This window comes from Candidatus Nomurabacteria bacterium, from assembly GCA_023898645.1.
Classification (GTDB): Bacteria; Patescibacteriota; Saccharimonadia; order Saccharimonadales; family Saccharimonadaceae; genus UBA2112.
In genome coordinates this window covers 423,997-442,483 of sequence record CP060232.1, presented here as the reverse complement: position 1 = coordinate 442,483, position 18,487 = coordinate 423,997, and the positions used below count along the sequence as shown (strand labels likewise).

The following is an 18,487-nucleotide window of genomic DNA, read 5'->3' as shown; positions in this document are numbered from 1 at the left end:
TGACGTGAGATATGCCTCATTTGCTCTAGGCTAAATTTAACAATCAACCAAAGCAACAAAAAAAGACTCCATTTGGAGTCCTTTTTGTATATATAAATATTATTTTCTCGAGATGTGTCGCATACCGAACAATACCAATATGACCATTACGCCAGCTCCGGCAAGGGCAGCAGCTGCTGCGTAATATGCGATCTGACCAATAGTCCAGTACGCATAGCCATCGCCAAGCAACAAGCCACGCAATGTTTCACCCTGAAATAGTGTTTGCTTCTGAGCCGCAAGCTTTGTGTCAGTTGGGTTCGCCATTGCCTCGGCACTAACTTCTGAATATGTCTTGCCGCCGGCAATTTTACCCAGATGTACACCAATGTAATTGTCTGCGTATACCTTTGCCTGGTCGCCCGTCGTTAGTTGCTCGCCAGCGTATTGCTCCATTGCCACCCTGTCAGACTCTGGCAATGACTTCAAAGCTGGACTGTCTTTTTCAGGGAAATAAATCTTCTGCGACGAAAGCTCATCCTTAACTGTAGTTTTAGCAAAGTCAGATGCAACCCATGCAAGCGTACCGACCGCCAGCAACACAACCGTCGCCGCCAAGCCTAGTAATACAAACACTATATCAATCGTTTTTCTATCGGATTTTGCTTTTGCCATATACGCTCCTCGTTATTAATAAACTTAAGCATAATAACTGATTCGCTTATAACTGTCCATAGACAAAGTAATGATTCTTATATATAATTCCGTATTATTGGAAGCTGGGAAGTCTGGTCAGCACATAGGAATTTTCTAAAGAAAGGTCAGACGTACCGTATGAAAACTACATTTTTGGGCATGGGCAAATATAAAAAAATACTAACAGGACGAGGAGCTCTCCTTTTTGCATTCGCACTAGCTGTCATGGCCGATCCCGTGTCTTCAGTTGCATACGCCATAGAGGCAGCTCTGCGCTCACTCAACGGCGACCTCAGCTTGCTCTTGCCTACAATGGGGCTTGTCGTAGGCATCATTACACTCATCATTATTAACTACCACCAACTCGTAGCCCGCTATCCGGAAGGTGGTGGCGCAGCAGCTGCAGCTGGCGAAGCATTCGGTGAAGCATGGGCGTTCGTACCAATTGGAGCACTTGTCGTCGATTTTGTCTTGACGATTGCTATAAGTGTCTCGGCCGGGGCCTCCGCTTTGATTGCATACTTCCCTACGCTTGCATCATACCGCATCATTATTGCGCTGTTTCTTTTGCTAGCCGTTGCCGGACTAACGTGGTTCGGGCATATAGGTCGGGCCGTATTCGCAACTATGACTGTCGCTTTCGTAATCGTCAGCTTAATGGTTTTAACCGGCGGTATTCAAGCGCAACCAGTCGCTGTTGTAAGTACAGTTCAATCCGCGCACCCGGCATTCATTGCCATATTACTAGCATTTCCCGTTGCCATGGCACTCGCCACCGGAGTCGAAGCGCCAAGTTCGGCGATTGCCCAGCTCGGACAGTTAGACAACAAGGGTAGAAAATTTTTCGGTCGCGTAACTCTATGGCTTACTTTAGCTACTGTAGGCCTCTTGACTATTGGATTCACGTTTGTCGCAGTCAAACTTGGGATCGGCATTCCGCAGGCAGATTCAACTCAGATTGCCGACATTGCCCGCGTGTCAGTCGGCTCGCATGTATTCGCTGCGTTCCAATTCGTGACGGCGCTACTTCTGTTGGCGGCCGCCAGCTCATCGTTTCAGGCCGGACCAGGTCTACTTAAAGCTTTGGCACGAAAAACGCACAAGTCCGGTATTATTTACGGAGTACTACACCCGCATCTTGGGCGAACAAATCACCACCACACACCCTATTTTGCTGTTGCCGTATTCCTTATCATTTCGGCACTTGTCGTCTTAGCTGCAGGCGCCAAAGACCAAGAGCTTGTATTGTTTTACGCCGTCTCAGTATTTGTCAGCTTCTTTATCGGCCTTATGGCTATGGCACGATTCGCAATTTCAGATCGCAAACCTGGCAATGCACTACTGAACGGCTTCGGAGCATTAGTCGTCGGATTTACGCTTGTCGTCAACCTCAGTCGCGGTGACCCTATTATCAGTCTTGTCGCATCTTTGCTGATAGCAGCCGTGCTCTACGCGCTATGGGTGCGCGCTGGAAGACCAAAAGGTATTTCACAGGCAGTTATCGAAGGTGAAAACGTCGCCCCACAATCCTAGCTCGCTACACGCGTCGACGCCAACGCATGAACACATCCTCGATTTCAGGATGAATAGAATAAGGTGCTTCAACACACAGTCGATCTCGTGGACGAATGACCGTTTGATTATCGATTTCAATAATTTTTGAACGACGTTTAACTTCAATTATGTGAGCTCTCGGTGGCAATCCCACTTCTCGCACCGCAGCGCCGGCGATGGAGTGTTGCGGCGCCACGTGAAAGTAGATCTTCTCAATCGAGTCCCTATGACGCGACTCTTTGTCGCTTGGTAATTTATCAAGTACACCAAGGCGCTTAGCCACCCAGTTGAGCGTGGTTCCCTGTATAAGCGCCGAAAACAACACAACGAAAAAGACAGTATTAAAAATAAACTGCGCGTGCGGCAAGCCGGCTGACAATACATACATTCCCAAGATAATTGGTAGCGCACCGCGCAAACCTGCCCAACCTAAAAACGCTCGCTCACGAGTAGTCAGTCTACCAAGCGGAATCGATATCCATACCGCAACCGGACGAATGATTACTATCAATACTAGCGTCAATATAATACTAGGTAACGCAATTTTCCATAGAGTATGTGGAACCACAAAAATACCCATGATAATAAACATCGTTACCTGTGCCAAAAATGCCAATCCTTCATGGAACAACGTTAGTGGCCCACGGTAACGCGATGGCGTACTACCGATTGCCAGACCCACAATGTATACTGCCAAAAAACCACTGCCGCCAAACAAACCCGCAACACCAAACGATAACAATGCTGCAGACGCAGACGCTACAGGCGCAAAGGCGCCGATACTATGCGGCAAGCGAGCAAACACATACATAGCAAGCTTACCCAGAGCTAAACCTACCAATAAACCAATGCCTAATTGCTGAACGAGAAGTAGTACAACGTTACCAAAATGATATGTAGGCTGTTGAATCCAGCTAATAATACCGACAGTAAGAGCAATCGCCGTCGGATCGTTACCACCCGACTCAGCCTCGAGTATACGTGCCAAGCGTCTTCGAATATGTGAAACACGAAACGTCGAAAACACGGCAGCCGCGTCGGTCGACGCCACCACGGCGCCGAGTAGCAAAGCCTCGAGTATTGGTAGCTTAAATATAATTTGCGCAGCGACTCCCGTTAGTAATGCCGTGACAGCAACGCCGACCGTACTAAGCAACGCCGCTGGCACAGCCGCTTCGCGCAACCGCCTTAACGATGTCGATAAACCACCTTCAAACAGAATCGCTACTAGACCGATCGTACCGACAGCCTGCGCCAGGCCTACATCTGTAAACCCAATATGACCCGGACCATCCACGCCAAGCAGCATACCGAATCCCAAAAATGCAACCAATGCCGGCACGCCGGCATTTGAAGCCACAAGCGCAACAAGCACACTAATTGCCAAAACCCCACCTATAATAATGAAAAGCAAAGATTCATCCACACTACAATGATATCAAAGTACGGCACCGAAACAGACGACATTTCTACGATATCTTAAAACCGTAGCCCGACTCTTGCTCCGTCAACTTAAATACATAGTCCTATTTACGTTTTGAAGTACTTCGCAACGGAACTTCTAAATAAAATGTCGAGCCCTTACCCAACTCACTCTTACACCACAGCTTTGCGCCTATACGCTCGGCTAACTCCATGCACAGATATAGCCCGAGGCCGGTGCCGCCTGTCGTGCGGGTCAGGTAACTCTCTGCTCGGAAGAATTTTGTAAACAGCATTTTCTGGTCGCTTGGCGATATACCGATACCATTGTCTTTGACGCTAAATAGCACACCGCCGCCTTTCGCTTCTTCTGCACGAAGAGTAACCGTACCCTTTTCGCTGTACTTAATTGCATTCGTCAAATAGTTCTGTAGTATTTCACGAATATATCGTTCTGTTGATATTACAAAAGGCACTTGCGGTTCAACGGAATAATTTAATTCTAAACCTTTATTTTTAACTTGCGCCCTGAAATCGGACACGCAACTAGCTATCATCTCCGACGGGTTTATCTCTCCCAGATCAATAGGTATGTTGTCATTTTGTGACTCAGCCAATACCGACAAATCCTTAACAATTCCACCAAGCTGTATCGTATTACGATGCGCCTGCTCCAGTAGTTCGTACCCCGACTTCGACATCGTCTTTTCACTTCTTAATAATGACCCTAGTGCCGCCTCCACGATCGTAATCGGTGTTCGAAGCTCATGAGAGGCTACTGATATAAATTCCGTGCGCTCCTCCTCAAGTGTTCGCTCCTGAGATATATCGCTACAAACAATAAGATATTCCGTATCAGCATCACCTTGGCTAACTGGCGTAACGTCTATGTCGAGATCAATTTGCCCATTTTCTCCGCCGTCAGTACTAAGGTCTCGTCTGCGCTGTACGCTCGATTGTTCCTGAAAAATATTAACTTTTGCCCTATGCGGGTCCGCTCTCTTATAAAGAGGTAGCGCCTTTGTAAATACCAAATGTTGGCCCTCGTCCTTAATATTGGCCATAATTCGTGCAGCTTCGTTATAGAGTATAATGCCGCCTTTTTCATCGGTGACGAATATTGCAAAACTAAGGCTATTTATCAACGCAAGGAGACGCAATCGACGTTCATCGCTTCGCTGTCTAAGTTGACGCAATAAATCACGTTCAACTTTATCTTGGTGCGTCAAGCGCTCAACATAGAAGCCAATTCCTAGCAATATAAAAATCAAGAGGCTGTCGTATCGAATCGCGTCCAAATGTATTGACGGAAAAAATGAAAATCTGTCGACGATAAGAATTATAGCTGCCTCTAATAGGATAATCAGAGCTACTCCTTTTAAGCGGTAAAAATACGCTGCGGTTATGAGCATAAATACCACTATCGGTCTATAGGGACTGTCCGCGCCACCTGTCAAAATGAGGAATGCGGCAATAATCAGGCTGTCAATACAGATAATCACTGCAAGTATCCGTAGGCTTTTTATCCCTCGAATATACGGTGTGTAATAGAGAGCATTATAAACTGCTACTGCAACAGCCAAGCCACCTACATACATCGCTTCGGGCCCGGCCCACGGGTACGATATTAACAGCATAGCTAAGATTAGCCATCTCATGTTTTGAGCAATCTTTATGAAATATGTAGGCTGAAGTGCTTGAGAATCACCCATCTCTTATCTAGTCCGAAGATTGTGCCGATCCATCAGGGTCAACAGTATCCGACAATTCACTAGACTCCCTGTTCCTTATTGCACTTTTCACTCGTTCAACTAATTCCTCAAACGAAATGGCAGACTTAACAAAAAAATCATTTGCTCCATATTTTTCAGCGTTTGCGTCACTTTTAGGGATCGTCAAAGCAGAATAGATAATAATGTATGAATTCTTTGCTTCTGGGATTGCCCGGAACGACTTGATCGTATCGTATCCGTCCATTTTCGGCATCATAATATCTACCATGATAAGATCCGGCTGAAACTCTTTTGCAAGATTAAGCGCGTCCTCACCATTATTGCAATATTGCACCTCAAACCCTTCGGTTTCAAATCGCGTTTTATAAATACTAGCTAGTACTTCTTCGTCATCAACGATAAGAATCTTATTTTTATCAGTGCTCATATGCTCTATATTACCATATCAATTTCACCAAACTTATCCTGATATCTTCATTTTTTTAAATTTCAATCTATAGACTATGAAAAACGCCAGACCAAATAATCTAGCGCTTTTCATAGCTTAGGTTGAGTAATTCTACCTACTGTTTACGGTGCAATCGTACGATAATTTCGAAGCATTCGTAAGATAAACCTGGCCATCGAGAAAGTTGAACCTATAGTTAGAATCGTTACGGTATACCACAGATACGTGACTATATTTCCCATTGTCTCATCTGGAAGGATTCGATTTGCCATAAGTAGTGCGAGCGACGGAAGTGTAACGGCCGAAAGAATTAATAACCAGCTTGAAATGGCTGTCGTACGCTGCGCCGTTTCAGCCCTTTGTTGGTTACCCCAACCATCACGGCGTATATTTACGACTGTAACCATTGTAGAGTCGAGCCACACAGCCAATGTTCGCATGTAGTATATCTCTCCTGGAATAAACAGGAACGATCGAACGATTTCACGAAATGTTCGGTTTGGAACCTTTGTGGCAACCAATACCGACTGAATTATCGCAAGCGCAACTGGTATGAACCATATCGGACTAAACTCAAACTTATTGATTGCAATACTAGTAATGAGAACGACTGCAAACAGTACACGAAGGATTAGGTTCCAACCGAGAGCAAGTTGGTCAAGCCATCGACGTCGGTCGCCCCAAGGCTGAAAATCACGGATCATGTCGTCGAAGTGGCCATCCTGCCACTTACGGCGCTGTCGTTGCCATGCATATGCCGTATACATAAGCCCGGTCCATGCACGTGCCTTACCGCTAGTAGCGGTAGAGTAGCCCAGTTTTTGGAGTGTTCGAGTAAGCTGCGCGTCTTCAACCAGCGATTCCTGGTCCCAGGGCGCACCGCCATCAGTGACTTGCGCTGACTCTCTCAGTGCTTTTGCACGAAAGAGCGTCGCTTGACCACCGAGAATATCTGACTTATATCCACGCAACTGGTGTTTAATACCAGTCACCGCAAATTCATGACGCTGACCTTGAATAAGCGACAACGACTTACCGCGCATATTTTTCTTTGATGGAATTTTAAATGAGTAGCGAGCCATAACACCAGCGGCTTTGACACGTCGTATGAGATCCGTCTCAAGATGGTGAACCATGTCCTTATCAGCCTCAATATCGGCATCGATACCAAGAACAAAATCAAAGTCACCCATTTGAATATAACGCCAGTACATCCAGTTCAACGTATTAACTTTTGAGCCCCTCGATGAACCGTCTTCGTTGCGACCATTTAGCTGCTCAGGACGCTCAACTATAAGCTGATCACGAAACTCACGGACAAGTGGAAGAATGGCATTATATGCAGCATCTGATTCACCTGGGCCGTTAATGACAACGACGATCTGATCTATTTGACGAGTCTGCAAAAGCAGGCTGATGACCGTCTTGTCAATTTCATCTTCCTTTTCAAATGTAGGCACAATCGCCAATATACGTGCGCACTCGGCTTCCGCCAGCGAATCATTCTTAATTTTTTTCAGTCGCGCTTTTACCGCATTAGATTCTTTATGTTTCTTATCCAGAGCTTTCACGCGCTTAGAGCGAGTCAAAGGCTCAACGATACCACCGTAATGGATTTGTACAGGAATCTCAGTTCCAAACTTGTGTTCACGCAAAACACGATCAATCTCTTCAAGAGTATCTTGAGAGCGTCGTTCTTTTGGCTTCAACATTGCATACCCACTCATATATCTATAAACTCCTTAACTACTTCCATCCTTACGGCATGTACATGTACGGATTGTCCGTATAAGCACATGCATTATTCTTACAATGATTATTATAGCATAAGCTTGAAAAAAAGTAAATATGCTTATGTAGAAATTATCCCGAAGCTATCTGGCCAAATCTTAATTAGTGAGGCGTCAAGCTAAAAAATCTGACGATTCTCATGGCTGGGGATGAGGGATATCGCTCCGCTCCTCCGTTCGTTCGCTCAAGAAAATGCTACGCGCTTTCTTTCGCTTCTCTCACTGCGCCGAACCCTCCGTCGTTTTGCTTTGCAAAAGCGAGGGTTCGGATCCCGATTCGCCACCAAAGAAAAAAGTCCGAGGCCTACAGACCTTGGACTTTTTTCATGGCTGGGGATGAGGGATTCGAACCCCCGAATGCTGGTACCAGAAACCAGTGCCTTACCACTTGGCGAATCCCCAATAGGTTCAGAAACAGATTATAACACTTCTAGAGTCCTGATGCTAGCTGTGAAATAGCCCACTGACTTAGCTCACCATCAATACTATATCTAGTATTACAGATAACTTAAAAGAGGGGGAAATATGAAAAAAATTATCATCCGACGACTCGGAGTAGGCTCCGTCGCCAGGTTTACAGGTGTTGCGCAAGCCATATTGGGATTCGCTGCTAGTTTCGTTGCACTATTCGGCGGCATATCGGCAGTCTTAACCCAACAGGGGTGGAACATATTTGAAAGAATTTTCGGCACCATCGGTGTAGCCCTGTTTAGCCTCGTCGTCATCCCGCTGATTGCTTTCCTGTTCGGCTGGCTTTACGGTGCGGTTTTATCGCTAATCGCCAACTTGTTTTTGCATACGTCTACCGGTATCGAGCTCGACGTAGACAGCGAAAAATAGTCCGTCCGATGATATATCTAATTTTTCCGAGTGCTAATTTCATTTGTATTTAGTTTGAAATCGTCAAAACAGTCACGAATTTCAAACAATACGTAGCCTACCGCAACAGCAAGCGCTACCATGATGGCAATACTGAGAAGATTCACAATCAACACCATACTCAAAATGCTCAAAATGAAATTTATAGCAAATGACCAAAACAGTATGCGCCACCCCGCATAAAGCCGCGCTTTCAGCGGACTAGCTGCCACCGCCATCAACACAGTTGTTATTATGTGCCCTATCAGCGTCAACGACGCACTCAACCGACCAATATCTCTACTAATGGCATCATAGCGTATACCGTAAATAGCTTCGTAGGGCGCATAAGTCATCTCTGCAAAAAACACAGGTATGATGTAGAGTAGCCCTAATGTGCTAGCAATCGTACCGATCAGCACCAACCACCATACATTTCTTGCCAGCTGCTCGCGTACGTTTTTTGGCATATGTGGCATATTTTCATACCAACCAGCAAGATCTTCTTCGAATCCATCATTACTAGACTTTGACATATATCCATTCCTCCGGCGTTATCACTTTCATGATACTTCAGTACGAGGGTGGCAACAACGTACTATTTCACCGGTTTTTTGTGGGCCACAGACCCCAAGCAGTCCACATAGACAGCGCCAATAGCACAATAGATACGATTAGCGACAGCACGCCAGCATGAATGGTGACCTTCGTCCCTAATAGACCGCTATTTACTACCGTAGACCCGCCGACGATTCCTACGACAGCCAGCTTCACCCACATAAGAGGCGCCAGCACGCTACACGCCAGTCCTACCCAACGCATGAGCTGACTAAGTGGCATCCTAAGCAAGAAAGGAACTGCAAATACCTCTGTAAATACAATTAAGCACGCAAACAAAATAGCAGTACCGTGGCCACCCGGCAGACTGTAGTTTGCCATCATTGGCACAAAGTCCTCAAAGGCGAACAATTGCGCCACCGCCATGACCGTCAGGACGGCCGCGTATACCCAAGCAGCGTTTCTAACTACATCGGATCGTGGCGCCAAAGCTTTAGTTGCATGTGCAAGCTGTACCATAGTACCTCTAGTATAGCACCACGAGCCACACCCTGCTATTTGTCGGACTTGTATGTTTTCACACAAACTTTTATCTCATTTAGTACAAAAATGTATGTAAGGAAACATTGAGAAACAAAGGAGGATCACATGGTTTCAGAGGAACTGCTGTACTGGCAAAGTAATTGGTGGACGCTGACTATGCGTGGTATTTTTACAATACTATTCGGCATAGCGTGCGTATTTTGGCCCGGACTAACACTGGCTACATTCGTGTACCTGTTTGGCATCTACATACTCGTAGCAGGTATGGTATCGGTTTTTCAGGGTATTGCGTCAATAGGGCACCAAAAGGCCTGGTTTTTAACGCTATTACTAGGCGTTCTTGAAGTGGGTGTTGGTATCTACCTTCTCCGTCACCCCCTTGTATCATTTACACTCCTCGTGCTCATCGTTGCGTTCAGCCTTATCGTCCTCGGTATCTTTGAAGTCGTAGCGGCACTTGCCGACGAAACAGCCTCAGCTATGAGTAAATCCCTACTAAGTATTACTGGTGGACTAGCTGTTTTAGCCGGCGTCATGATGCTTTTTCAGCCAGCAAGCAGCGGTGTCGCATTCGTATGGATCATCGGCCTCTTTGCGCTGATTAGCGGTCCGCTATGGATAGCTCTCTCTATAGACGTCAAAAATATGACACATAAACTTGCCAAGTCATAAAGCGCCTGTCATAAAAGTGTTGTGTTTTTGTCATAACGCTTGCGTTTTGCTCGTCTAGCATGTATCTTAAATACAGCGAAAGTTACAAAAACAAACATACACTCCAAAACAAAAAGTACGAAAGTACAAAAAATATGTTGTGACTGATCGCTCTACGATATCCACCACAACAGGAAACACCCCGACCATACCGGGGTGTTTCTATATACAAGGTATATTGACATTTTTATATAAATTTGGTATAATATATATCACGTACTTTTCACAACCCATAGGAGCGAAGTGAACGACGACGACATCCAACTCAGCTGCTGCGACCCGTTCGTCCAGTGGCACGGCTACCCTGCTGAGTTCGTCCAAGCAATTCTACCCAAGCCAGCGACCTTCTTGTTCGAATACGAGGAGCAGCTGACCAAACTGAACGAGCAAATCCAAGAGGCGAAAGTGTGTGAGCACTATGCCAATCAAACGCGCATTTACCTGCGTACGCGGTGTGATGACATGCTGGATTGCCTTGCGCAGTTCGCAGAGTATCTCGGCTGGCAGCCGTCCTATGTTGAGCAAATCGCCAACGAAGGCAGCTGGGAAAACCTTCTTTCCAAATCCACAGACCCGTCCTCGTGACGGGTCTTTACTTTATTCTTTGTCTGCCTTCAGAGAGTTCTCTGCTCGCCACTTGGCAATTGCAGCGTGATTTCCACTGAGTAATACCTCTGGCACTTTCATGCCTCGAAATTCTTCTGGACGTGTGTATTGCGGAAACTCAAGCGTCTCGCCATCGCTAAAACTTTCAATCTCGGCACTCATTTCACCGCCGAGCACGCCAGGTATCAGCCGTACGACACTGTCTACTACCGTCATAGCCGGTAATTCGCCACCTGTCAGTACATAGTCACCTACACTAATCTGCTCGTCTACTAGTGTGGTTATTCGTTCGTCATAACCCTCGTAGCGACCACAAATTAATATATAGCTATCATTGCTATCGGCATGCGCTTGAGCAGCCTCCTGCTTCCAACGCCGCCCCCGAGCCGTCATTAGCAGCACTTTAGCATCAGAGTCATTCTTTTTGGCTGCCTCAACAGCTGCAAATAAAGGCTCAGCCATCAGCAACATGCCGTCACCACCGCCATACGGAGTGTCATCAACCGTTTTGCGTGGCCCTAAACCAAACTGGCGTAGATCTACCGTCGACAACTCAACTTTGCCATCTTTCTGCGCCTTCCACATCATAGAACTGCCAAATACACCCGTAAACATATCGGGAAACAAGGTGATTACTTGGAACTTTCTCATCTGTTAAATTGTATGTCATCTTGACATTTTTGTAAATCATTTTTATACTACCCTCATATTCGTTCTACCGTTTAGATATAGTACGAGCACATTTAGAAGAGGAGAAGGCGCACGTGGGTCTTTCACGCAAGGAGTTCAAACGACAAAAGGAAGAGCGTCTCCAACGCATCGAGGACATCATGTTTCTCTTGTTATTTGGATACGCAGCCTGGATTTGTGTGTGGATCGTTATAGGCAAAGCTGCCGTTACTACCATGCATCAACACACCGTACACCCTGAAACAATATCGACCTTTCACGATTACGTTACCGTTGCATTGTTTTTTGTAGGCGGGGCCGTCTTCGCAGCCAGCGTGCTCTGGGAGCCTCTCAAAAAACTAACCTTCGAACGGACTATGCTTCAAGCAGACCTGCTTGCCAAAGACCGTCCGAAACGCCTCGCAATATATAAATAACGGTACCACGAGATAGATATACCGTCGGAAAAGCCCAATGGAGAGCAGTACGCTCGACCGCCGCTTTTCCGGCGGGCTTTTTTATAGCAATAAAAAACGACCCCTATTGGGGTCATTTTTTACACATAAATCTCTCAAGCGATATAGGTGGTGCTATCTCGCTAGGCTCGCAGTTCAGATTGTGTTTGAACTAGTTATGATTATATATCAAGGTCGTCGAGTTCGGCAAGCTCTTTTCGAGACTTTTTCGCATAATCAGACTCATCGTCCTGGTTTTCCACAACTTCCTCTGTAGATTCTTCCACAGGCTCGTCGCTATCATCTGCGGCGTCGTCAGCCACATCGTCAGAAACTACTGGCGCTGAGTCGTCACTTGAGGAAATAACCTCATCGCGACCACCGTCAGTGTTGACGATTTTCAGGTTGTAACGCGCGTCGTTCTTAGTACCAAGAGCACGTAGTAACGTACGCAAGCTCTGTGCAGTAATTCCACGCTTTCCAATCACGCGACCCAAATCTTCTGGGTGAACCGTGAGTGAAAGCAGGACGCCCTTTTCATCTATAATCCGCTCGACAGAAACGTCGTCCGGATGTCCTACAAGTGACTTTACGATATATTCGACAAATTGCTGATCTATTGTTGCTGACATATTTGCCCCCTTTGCGGTCGTATCAGTAGTATCGTTCCTTTATTATAGCACAGTATCCGCTTATGCTTTAAAAAGACATAGTTACTATATAACAGATTGACTTTCTATTGTATTTATGCTAAAATAACCCTATTGCTGTCGACACCGTGTCGATGCGAAGTACCTACAGGGAGTTAACATGGTGAACAGCCAAGAGTCGAAAAAGAGCGTACCCGCTCGCTACGACAAGATCATCTACGAGCCCTACTCGTTCACTGACAAGCGAACGAGAAAGACCGTATACAGAAAGGTGACGCCGGCCAGAGAGGTCGTACGTCGTCTGACCTGTGATCTGGTCGTCGAACTATTCATCCAGGACCGTCAACGTACACAGGCCAAAACCCCAAAGGGGCGGTCGTACGGCATCATGGCCTGGAATGACAAGCAAAAGTACGCGGCAATGCGACTCGTCGCAGAGCTGTGCTACGGACCGCTCGAAAGTGTCCACGCCAAGATCCTAAAATGGTATTGGATGGGACAACTTTCCGACACATCCGTCTTGACGGATTTCCAGGTCAAAGGCATTCAATCAGCGTTCTTGATTGTCGTAGCGTCCGAAATGCAGCCGGGTAAGTCACTCGCTGCAGACAAAGACGACACGGCCGTCAAGCCATACGCCATGATCGAAGAGGCGGACTGGTATTGCCAAGGCCTCGAGGCAGAGCTTGATCGTGTCGATGTTGCACTGGCTCAAATCGAGACAAAAGCAAACCGCTATGACGACAAGGAAACGAGACCCAGTTTCGTTGCCTTCAAGCTCTGGGCTAATGAAGTCCGTGGCCCCGAACTCAAGCAAATCAAGCGTGAGTTCTGGTCAAGCCGTGAAGCCGAAGTGGATGCACAGGTTGACGCCAAGGAATCAAGTGAATCTACGGAATCCACCGCAGATGAGCCTGAATCCGAGATCGCGGAAGCGTTGGTTAAAGAGCTGACGCCTCTGCTGATCGAAGCCGCCAACAAACCGCCAAACTAACTCCCACCCCTAGACCCCCTGACCAGAATCCACTGGCAGGGGGTCTTCTCATATATTGACATTTTACACTACTTATGCTATAATGCATCCAACACTGATGGTAGGAAAGCCCATCAAAGTACCTACAATTGAGAGGATAGAAATGCCCGCCAAGCAGAAGGTATCACCGAAGGTCAAGAACGCCGGCAAGAAGCGGCGTGTCGTGGCCGACCCCAAGGTGGTCAATCGCACCGGCGGTCGCAAGCCGCAGCCGCGATGGATTACCAGCACAAGTCGCGTCCAAGCGATCTGCAAGCAGGTGCAGGCCCACGCCTCCGAGTACCTGAAGCTCAGGAACATCGAGGAGACCACCGACTTCCAGTATCGAATCGATTTCTGGAGTGGAGTCGATAACTTCGAGCCCAGCGACGAAATGTCCGGCGACAAGCTTCAGCTCGCACAAGAGGCATTCGTCTACGGATGCAATCTGGTACCCGACTCGGCATTCGCCAAAGTCGACGACCAGCTGGCCGTCCGCGGTCGTAACTGCGACTTCTTCGAGCCCCTGATGGCCAAGAAAGAGCAAGAACGAACCGAGGCAAATCAGCAGCGCAAGCGTCCGAGCAATCGTAACGCCAACAAGCAGCTGAGCGGATTCGCCCAGGCGCTCGTCTCCGCTGGTCACGCCGAAGCTACACGCCAGAGTGTTGCCCAGCGCGTTGCCGCGGCCACGATCAAGTCCTCCTGAAAAAACGCCGCGAGACGTCCTCTCGCAAAAAGACCCCAAGCATTTGCTAGGGGTCTTTTCCTTTATAATTAAAACCCCCGCGAGTGCGGGGATTCTATATTTTTATCTTTAGATTATTATTCTGCTTTTTCTTCAACTGCAGGTTCTTCGGCAGGAGTTTCCGCTAGCGCTTCTTCTGCTGCTTCTTCTACTGCAGGTTCTTCAGCGACTTCTTCAGCCGGCTGATTCTTGCGAAGCTTCTCGATATTCTTGATAGTCTTCTGCTTGTCTGCAACAGGCTCTTTAACCCATTTAGGTAGTTTAACACCCTCTGCCTTTAGCAATTTAACCACGCGAGGGCTTGGCTGTGCGCCGTTGTCTAGATACTTTTGAGCAGCATCCTTTTGTATGGTGACTTCTTTAGTGTGTGGGTTATAAGTGCCGACATAGGCAACTACGCGACCACTTGAAGGGTGACGCTGAGCTTCCTGAACGGCGACGCGGTAGATTGGTAGGCCCTTACGACCGAGACGTTGCAAACGAATTGCGAGCATATTAAATACAAATTCCTTTTCTATTACTTAGAGTTTTCCCTAATTCTTTGCCAATTGTACAGACTTTTACCCCAGATGTCAATCTGTTAGTTGCTCTTCCGCTTTTCGTAGGCTTCGATTGCAGCTTTAGCCGCTTCTTGCTGGGCGCTTTGTTTACTTGAGCCGTTTCCCTTGCCCATCATCTTGTCGCCAACGAATACACCAAGCGTAAAGACCTTGTCGTGATCAGGACCGACTTCTTCGAGTACTTTGTATACAGGCGTGAGGCCATCTATCCGCTGAGAAACTTCTTGCAGATGTGACTTCGGATCGCGCCAGCTGCCACTCGCCAAGATGTCATCGAGCTTGCTTAAAATATGCTTCTTTATAAATTCTTCCGCCGCCCCGTAGCCTTTCTCGAGGTAAATCGCGCCAATGACGGCTTCGAACGCATTCGCCAAGATCTGTTGACGAGCACGTGGGCTGCCGTTCTTTTCACCACGGCTCATTCGAAGTAGCGGCTCATAGCCTAGCTTCTGACCCGCGTCACCAATGCTTTCGGTACGCACCAAACTAGAACGCCAGCTTGTGAGTATACCCTCGGCTTCATCAAACTGATTATACAAATAATCAGTTACGACAAGTTCCAACACGGCATCGCCTAAAAACTCCAGACGTTCATTGTGTTCAGACACGCTCTTACGATGTTCGTTGACGTAGCTGCGGTGCGTCAACGCAGTAATCAAGTAGTCAATATGCTCGAACTCAAAACCAATCTTGTCGCGAGCAAAATCTTGGTAGGGTGCAATCTGCATGCCACTCATCTATAACTTTTCCTGTCTAATCCGCTTCATTGCGAGCAACATCAGCTTACCGATGTCTTCGTATTCAATTTTGTCGAGTGCGTCATGGAACGAGAACCAACCGATGTCATTCATCCAGTCCTCTTTTTGAATGTCGTTCGTATCACCCTTGGCCTTTACCAGGTAAATCTGCGTGGTCATGAGGACTAACTTGTCGACACGGCGATAGCGAAAATGGATTTTACCCAACCAGCCGAGGATATCAACCTTGCTTAAACCGGCTTCTTCACCGATTTCACGCCTAGCCGTCTGTTGCGCTGTCTCGCCTTCCTCTATGTGACCCTTCGGTATAGTCCAGCGATCTTTTGCATCTTGAATCAGTAGAATCTCAACTTGGTTGTTTTTGCCATGACGAAACACGATACCTCCCGAGGTAGGCTCGCGGACAATTTCTTGGATAGATGGTTTGTTGCGGTTGAAATATTGCTTGAATTTATTGAACTTTGGTGTCGGCATCCGGTACGGCCTCCACAAGCGTTCGGTACGCCGTGCCGAGCACGCCGTTTATGAACTTGCTTGAGTTGTCAGAACCAAATGCTTTGGCGAGTTCAACCGCTTCGTTGATTGCTACCTTTGGTGGCACGTGTTCGCCACGGTAGAGCAATTCGTACAGACCGAGTCGCAAAATATTGCGATCGATACGTGCGATTTGCTCCAGTGGCCACTCAGGCGCAAGAGGGCGAATCTGGTCGTCAAGATCATCCTGTTTCTCAAGGACGCCATGGACCAACTGAGACACAAAGTCGGTGTCTTCGATCTCTTGCTCGTAGCGGTCAAGATTGCGGCTAAGTATGTCGTCTACCGCGGCACTTTTATCCTCAGCCTGTACACGAAACTCATATTCGTATAGAGACTGTAGTGCGACGATCCTACCCAAGTGACGGTTTGATGCCATTACTCTTTGGTTCTTTCTTGTTAATGATTTACTCTAGTGTATCGCGTTTATGCTTTCTTTGCGAGTTTTTTGCCTGTTTCGTTTTTAGTTGTCTTCACTTTAACAGGTGACGTCCCATTGACGCGACGAGCCAACTTAAGTACCAAGTGGCTACGACGTAGACCCGTTTTTCGAGGGCTACTCTGTTTTTTTGGTTCTGCCATGGAAAAGTTCTCCTTTCGGCTTTATCTATAACTTTATGCGATTATAGCATTTTTGTGCCTAGAGCTCAAGAGTTATTGCTTTTTTATGATGTTTATGCTATAATTAAATTACTGATTGGAGGGTACACTCCCTGCAGTCACATGTACCTACAGAAAGGGTTTTACAATGTGGTTGATCCCCTGCGGGATTCTGGCTCTCTTCATCTTCGTTCCGGTACTCAACTGGAAAGAGGTAAAGGGCTTTCAAGGAACCGGCGTCTTCGTGATGTTCATCGGCTTCGTATTCGTGATTGTTGGCCGCGTGGTCAGCAGCCGCAATGAAGTTCCGACCGAACTTCAAATGGCGTGGTTTCAAGTCGGAGTTCCCAGTATAATCATCGGTTTCGCCGTGATGTTCTTGGGCTTTTGGCTCAATGTCCGTCACGATCACCCTCGCACACGCACTTAATCAACTCAGCTCTGTAGGTCGGCCCCTCGTCTTTTTGACGAGGGGTTGATCATTTTTTGCTAATTTATATTTTTTTGTTATAATAAAGTCAGCTATCTCATGGTCACCTGACCAGGTGGCCGAACTTCGACAAATTGGGACTCCATGTGCAAAATGTATTGACGATTCTGGCGATACTTACCGGGCCGCAATATTTCATTGCTTCACGGTTTTTCGCTAGTGACATACCATTTATTCGGTTTGAGATCCGCTTGTTTAGTATCAGCGCTGTCTGCTTTGGCACCTTTGCCCTGCTACACATTGCCGGGACGATTCACAGCAATCTCATTTTTGCAGCTTTCTACTGTATCGGATCCGGTGTAATTGCTCTACTCCTTGACCACCTACCGTGGCGAGAACTAGGCTACCGAACGTAATCGAAAGGTCGTAACGGCTATGCAAAATTTAGTGATATTCTTCGCCCTGTGGCCAGTACTTTCATTATTTGTCGCAGCATTCTTTACAGGCGACGAAGCAAAAATCGTGATGTTCTTCCTGCGCTCCCTTGAACTGTCTGGAGCCGTGCTTACAATTTGCATCGTGCTACACCTGGCTGGCATCGTACATAGCACGTGGGCCGCCGCTGTCGGCGCTGTCGTATGGGGCGGTGCTGCGCTACTCGGAGAGTATGCGTATCAGAATGAGCAACGAGACCGCGTGAAATAAACTTTGTTGTCCCTCGAAGTTTAGCCCGTCACTACCAAGTGGCGGGCTTATTTTTTATGTACAATGTATTGTAATTTTATGATTTTTATGGTTAAATATATTTAGCCATTCACCGGTCGGTCGATCGACCAGGTGGCCGAACTTCGACAGAAAGATTGACTATGGATTATGTGCATATAGTGCTAGCCTGGACGCCGTTCATCGCCTACGTCATTGTTCGCGGTCTCATGAGAGTGAGCAATGATAAGCAAGTTCTCGAAACCACCGAAGCGGCCTGCGCTGTTGCAGCAATTGGCTTCTTCGTTTGCTGGCTACTTGATATCACACGGTTCGTACGTAACGACGCCACGATTGCCGTGTGCGGATTCTTAGTTATGAGTCTTTTGACCGGAATACTTTGGCGCTTCAACGTCAATCATTTCACAGAAGACGCCGACTAACGTCCAGCCATCGAAGTTCAGCCCGTCG

General features: G+C 47.1%; 23 protein-coding genes, 1 tRNA gene and 1 pseudogene. 9 read left to right on the top strand and 16 right to left on the bottom strand.

The features are described from left to right. Positions 1–99: 99 nt before the first annotated feature. The gene (locus H6797_02155) at positions 100–654 is read right to left on the bottom strand and encodes a hypothetical protein (protein USN96972.1); all 555 of its coding nucleotides are present in this window, start codon (positions 652–654) and stop codon (positions 100–102) included. 180 nt (positions 655–834) lie between these two features. Between H6797_02155 and H6797_02150 the strand changes: the two genes are divergently transcribed. Then, on the top strand, positions 835–2,208 hold the full coding sequence (locus tag H6797_02150; GenBank protein USN96971.1) for an amino acid permease: 1,374 nt from the start codon (positions 835–837) through the stop codon (positions 2,206–2,208). Positions 2,209–2,212: 4 nt separating this feature from the next. On the opposite strand, the gene H6797_02145 is transcribed toward H6797_02150, so the two are convergent. From H6797_02145 to H6797_02125, 5 genes are all read right to left on the bottom strand, one after another. Beyond that, positions 2,213–3,655, bottom strand: a complete 1,443-nt coding sequence (locus H6797_02145; protein ID USN96970.1) for a potassium/proton antiporter — start codon at positions 3,653–3,655, stop codon at positions 2,213–2,215. 100 nt (positions 3,656–3,755) lie between these two features. Next, positions 3,756–5,363, bottom strand: coding sequence for a hypothetical protein (locus H6797_02140; protein USN96969.1), 1,608 nt, complete (start codon positions 5,361–5,363; stop codon positions 3,756–3,758). A 7-nt stretch (positions 5,364–5,370) separates the two neighbouring features. Beyond that, positions 5,371–5,811, bottom strand: a complete 441-nt coding sequence (locus tag H6797_02135; GenBank protein ID USN96968.1) for a response regulator — start codon at positions 5,809–5,811, stop codon at positions 5,371–5,373. A gap of 143 nt (positions 5,812–5,954) precedes the next feature. After that, entirely contained in the window at positions 5,955–7,559 is a 1,605-nt protein-coding gene (locus H6797_02130; protein USN96967.1) for a glycosyltransferase family 2 protein, read from the bottom strand. Positions 7,560–7,949: 390 nt separating this feature from the next. Beyond that, positions 7,950–8,024: transfer RNA gene (locus H6797_02125), tRNA-Gln, on the bottom strand. 123 nt (positions 8,025–8,147) lie between these two features. Here H6797_02125 and H6797_02120 point away from each other — a divergent pair. Next, entirely contained in the window at positions 8,148–8,462 is a 315-nt protein-coding gene (locus H6797_02120) for a hypothetical protein (protein ID USN96966.1), read from the top strand. A 17-nt stretch (positions 8,463–8,479) separates the two neighbouring features. Here the strand turns inward: H6797_02120 and H6797_02115 are convergent, their stop codons facing one another. Both H6797_02115 and H6797_02110 read right to left on the bottom strand, forming a co-directional pair. After that, complete coding sequence (locus H6797_02115; protein ID USN96965.1) at positions 8,480–9,016, bottom strand: hypothetical protein; 537 nt, start codon at positions 9,014–9,016, stop codon at positions 8,480–8,482. A gap of 67 nt (positions 9,017–9,083) precedes the next feature. Next, positions 9,084–9,557, bottom strand: a complete 474-nt coding sequence (locus H6797_02110; protein ID USN96964.1) for a hypothetical protein — start codon at positions 9,555–9,557, stop codon at positions 9,084–9,086. Positions 9,558–9,686: 129 nt separating this feature from the next. Here H6797_02110 and H6797_02105 point away from each other — a divergent pair, with 129 nt between their 5' ends. After that, a complete protein-coding gene (locus H6797_02105; GenBank protein USN96963.1) occupies positions 9,687–10,253 on the top strand; it encodes a DUF308 domain-containing protein in 567 nt (188 codons plus the stop codon). A gap of 282 nt (positions 10,254–10,535) precedes the next feature. After that, positions 10,536–10,877 carry a hypothetical protein gene (locus H6797_02100; protein USN96962.1) on the top strand — a complete coding sequence of 114 codons (342 nt, stop codon included), beginning with the start codon at positions 10,536–10,538 and terminating at the stop codon, positions 10,875–10,877. 12 nt (positions 10,878–10,889) lie between these two features. Here the strand turns inward: H6797_02100 and trmD are convergent, their stop codons facing one another. Beyond that, positions 10,890–11,549: a tRNA (guanosine(37)-N1)-methyltransferase TrmD gene (trmD, locus tag H6797_02095; GenBank protein ID USN96961.1), complete on the bottom strand. Its 660-nt coding sequence runs from the start codon at positions 11,547–11,549 to the stop codon at positions 10,890–10,892. 113 nt (positions 11,550–11,662) lie between these two features. Between trmD and H6797_02090 the strand changes: the two genes are divergently transcribed. Next, positions 11,663–12,004, top strand: a complete 342-nt coding sequence (locus H6797_02090) for a hypothetical protein (protein USN96960.1) — start codon at positions 11,663–11,665, stop codon at positions 12,002–12,004. 413 nt (positions 12,005–12,417) lie between these two features. Here H6797_02090 and H6797_02085 read toward each other — a convergent pair. After that, positions 12,418–12,654: pseudogene (locus tag H6797_02085) on the bottom strand (KH domain-containing protein). A 178-nt stretch (positions 12,655–12,832) separates the two neighbouring features. Here H6797_02085 and H6797_02080 point away from each other — a divergent pair. After that, complete coding sequence (locus tag H6797_02080) at positions 12,833–13,666, top strand: hypothetical protein (GenBank protein ID USN96959.1); 834 nt, start codon at positions 12,833–12,835, stop codon at positions 13,664–13,666. A gap of 163 nt (positions 13,667–13,829) precedes the next feature. Here the strand turns inward: H6797_02080 and H6797_02075 are convergent, their stop codons facing one another. The 6 genes from H6797_02075 to H6797_02050 all read right to left on the bottom strand — a co-directional run bounded on the left by H6797_02075 (position 13,830) and on the right by H6797_02050 (position 16,866). Beyond that, positions 13,830–14,432: a hypothetical protein gene (locus H6797_02075; protein USN96958.1), complete on the bottom strand. Its 603-nt coding sequence runs from the start codon at positions 14,430–14,432 to the stop codon at positions 13,830–13,832. Positions 14,433–14,509: 77 nt separating this feature from the next. Then, positions 14,510–14,926 carry a 30S ribosomal protein S16 gene (gene rpsP, locus H6797_02070; GenBank protein USN96957.1) on the bottom strand — a complete coding sequence of 139 codons (417 nt, stop codon included), beginning with the start codon at positions 14,924–14,926 and terminating at the stop codon, positions 14,510–14,512. 86 nt (positions 14,927–15,012) lie between these two features. After that, positions 15,013–15,729 carry a ribonuclease III gene (gene rnc, locus H6797_02065; GenBank protein ID USN96956.1) on the bottom strand — a complete coding sequence of 239 codons (717 nt, stop codon included), beginning with the start codon at positions 15,727–15,729 and terminating at the stop codon, positions 15,013–15,015. Continuing rightward, the gene (locus H6797_02060) at positions 15,730–16,224 is read right to left on the bottom strand and encodes an NUDIX domain-containing protein (GenBank protein USN96955.1); all 495 of its coding nucleotides are present in this window, start codon (positions 16,222–16,224) and stop codon (positions 15,730–15,732) included. After that, positions 16,202–16,663, bottom strand: a complete 462-nt coding sequence (nusB, locus tag H6797_02055) for a transcription antitermination factor NusB (protein ID USN96954.1) — start codon at positions 16,661–16,663, stop codon at positions 16,202–16,204. Before nusB ends, H6797_02060 begins: the two co-directional genes overlap by 23 nt. A gap of 47 nt (positions 16,664–16,710) precedes the next feature. Further along, positions 16,711–16,866 carry a hypothetical protein gene (locus tag H6797_02050; protein USN96953.1) on the bottom strand — a complete coding sequence of 52 codons (156 nt, stop codon included), beginning with the start codon at positions 16,864–16,866 and terminating at the stop codon, positions 16,711–16,713. A gap of 166 nt (positions 16,867–17,032) precedes the next feature. On the opposite strand from H6797_02050, the gene H6797_02045 reads away from it, so the two are divergent. The 3 genes from H6797_02045 (at position 17,033) to H6797_02035 (ending at position 18,459) form a co-directional block, all read left to right on the top strand. Next, a complete protein-coding gene (locus H6797_02045) occupies positions 17,033–17,314 on the top strand; it encodes a hypothetical protein (GenBank protein ID USN96952.1) in 282 nt (93 codons plus the stop codon). A 435-nt stretch (positions 17,315–17,749) separates the two neighbouring features. Further along, positions 17,750–18,019, top strand: a complete 270-nt coding sequence (locus H6797_02040; GenBank protein USN96951.1) for a hypothetical protein — start codon at positions 17,750–17,752, stop codon at positions 18,017–18,019. A gap of 161 nt (positions 18,020–18,180) precedes the next feature. Next, positions 18,181–18,459 carry a hypothetical protein gene (locus H6797_02035; GenBank protein USN96950.1) on the top strand — a complete coding sequence of 93 codons (279 nt, stop codon included), beginning with the start codon at positions 18,181–18,183 and terminating at the stop codon, positions 18,457–18,459. The last annotated feature ends 28 nt before the right edge of the window (positions 18,460–18,487 follow it).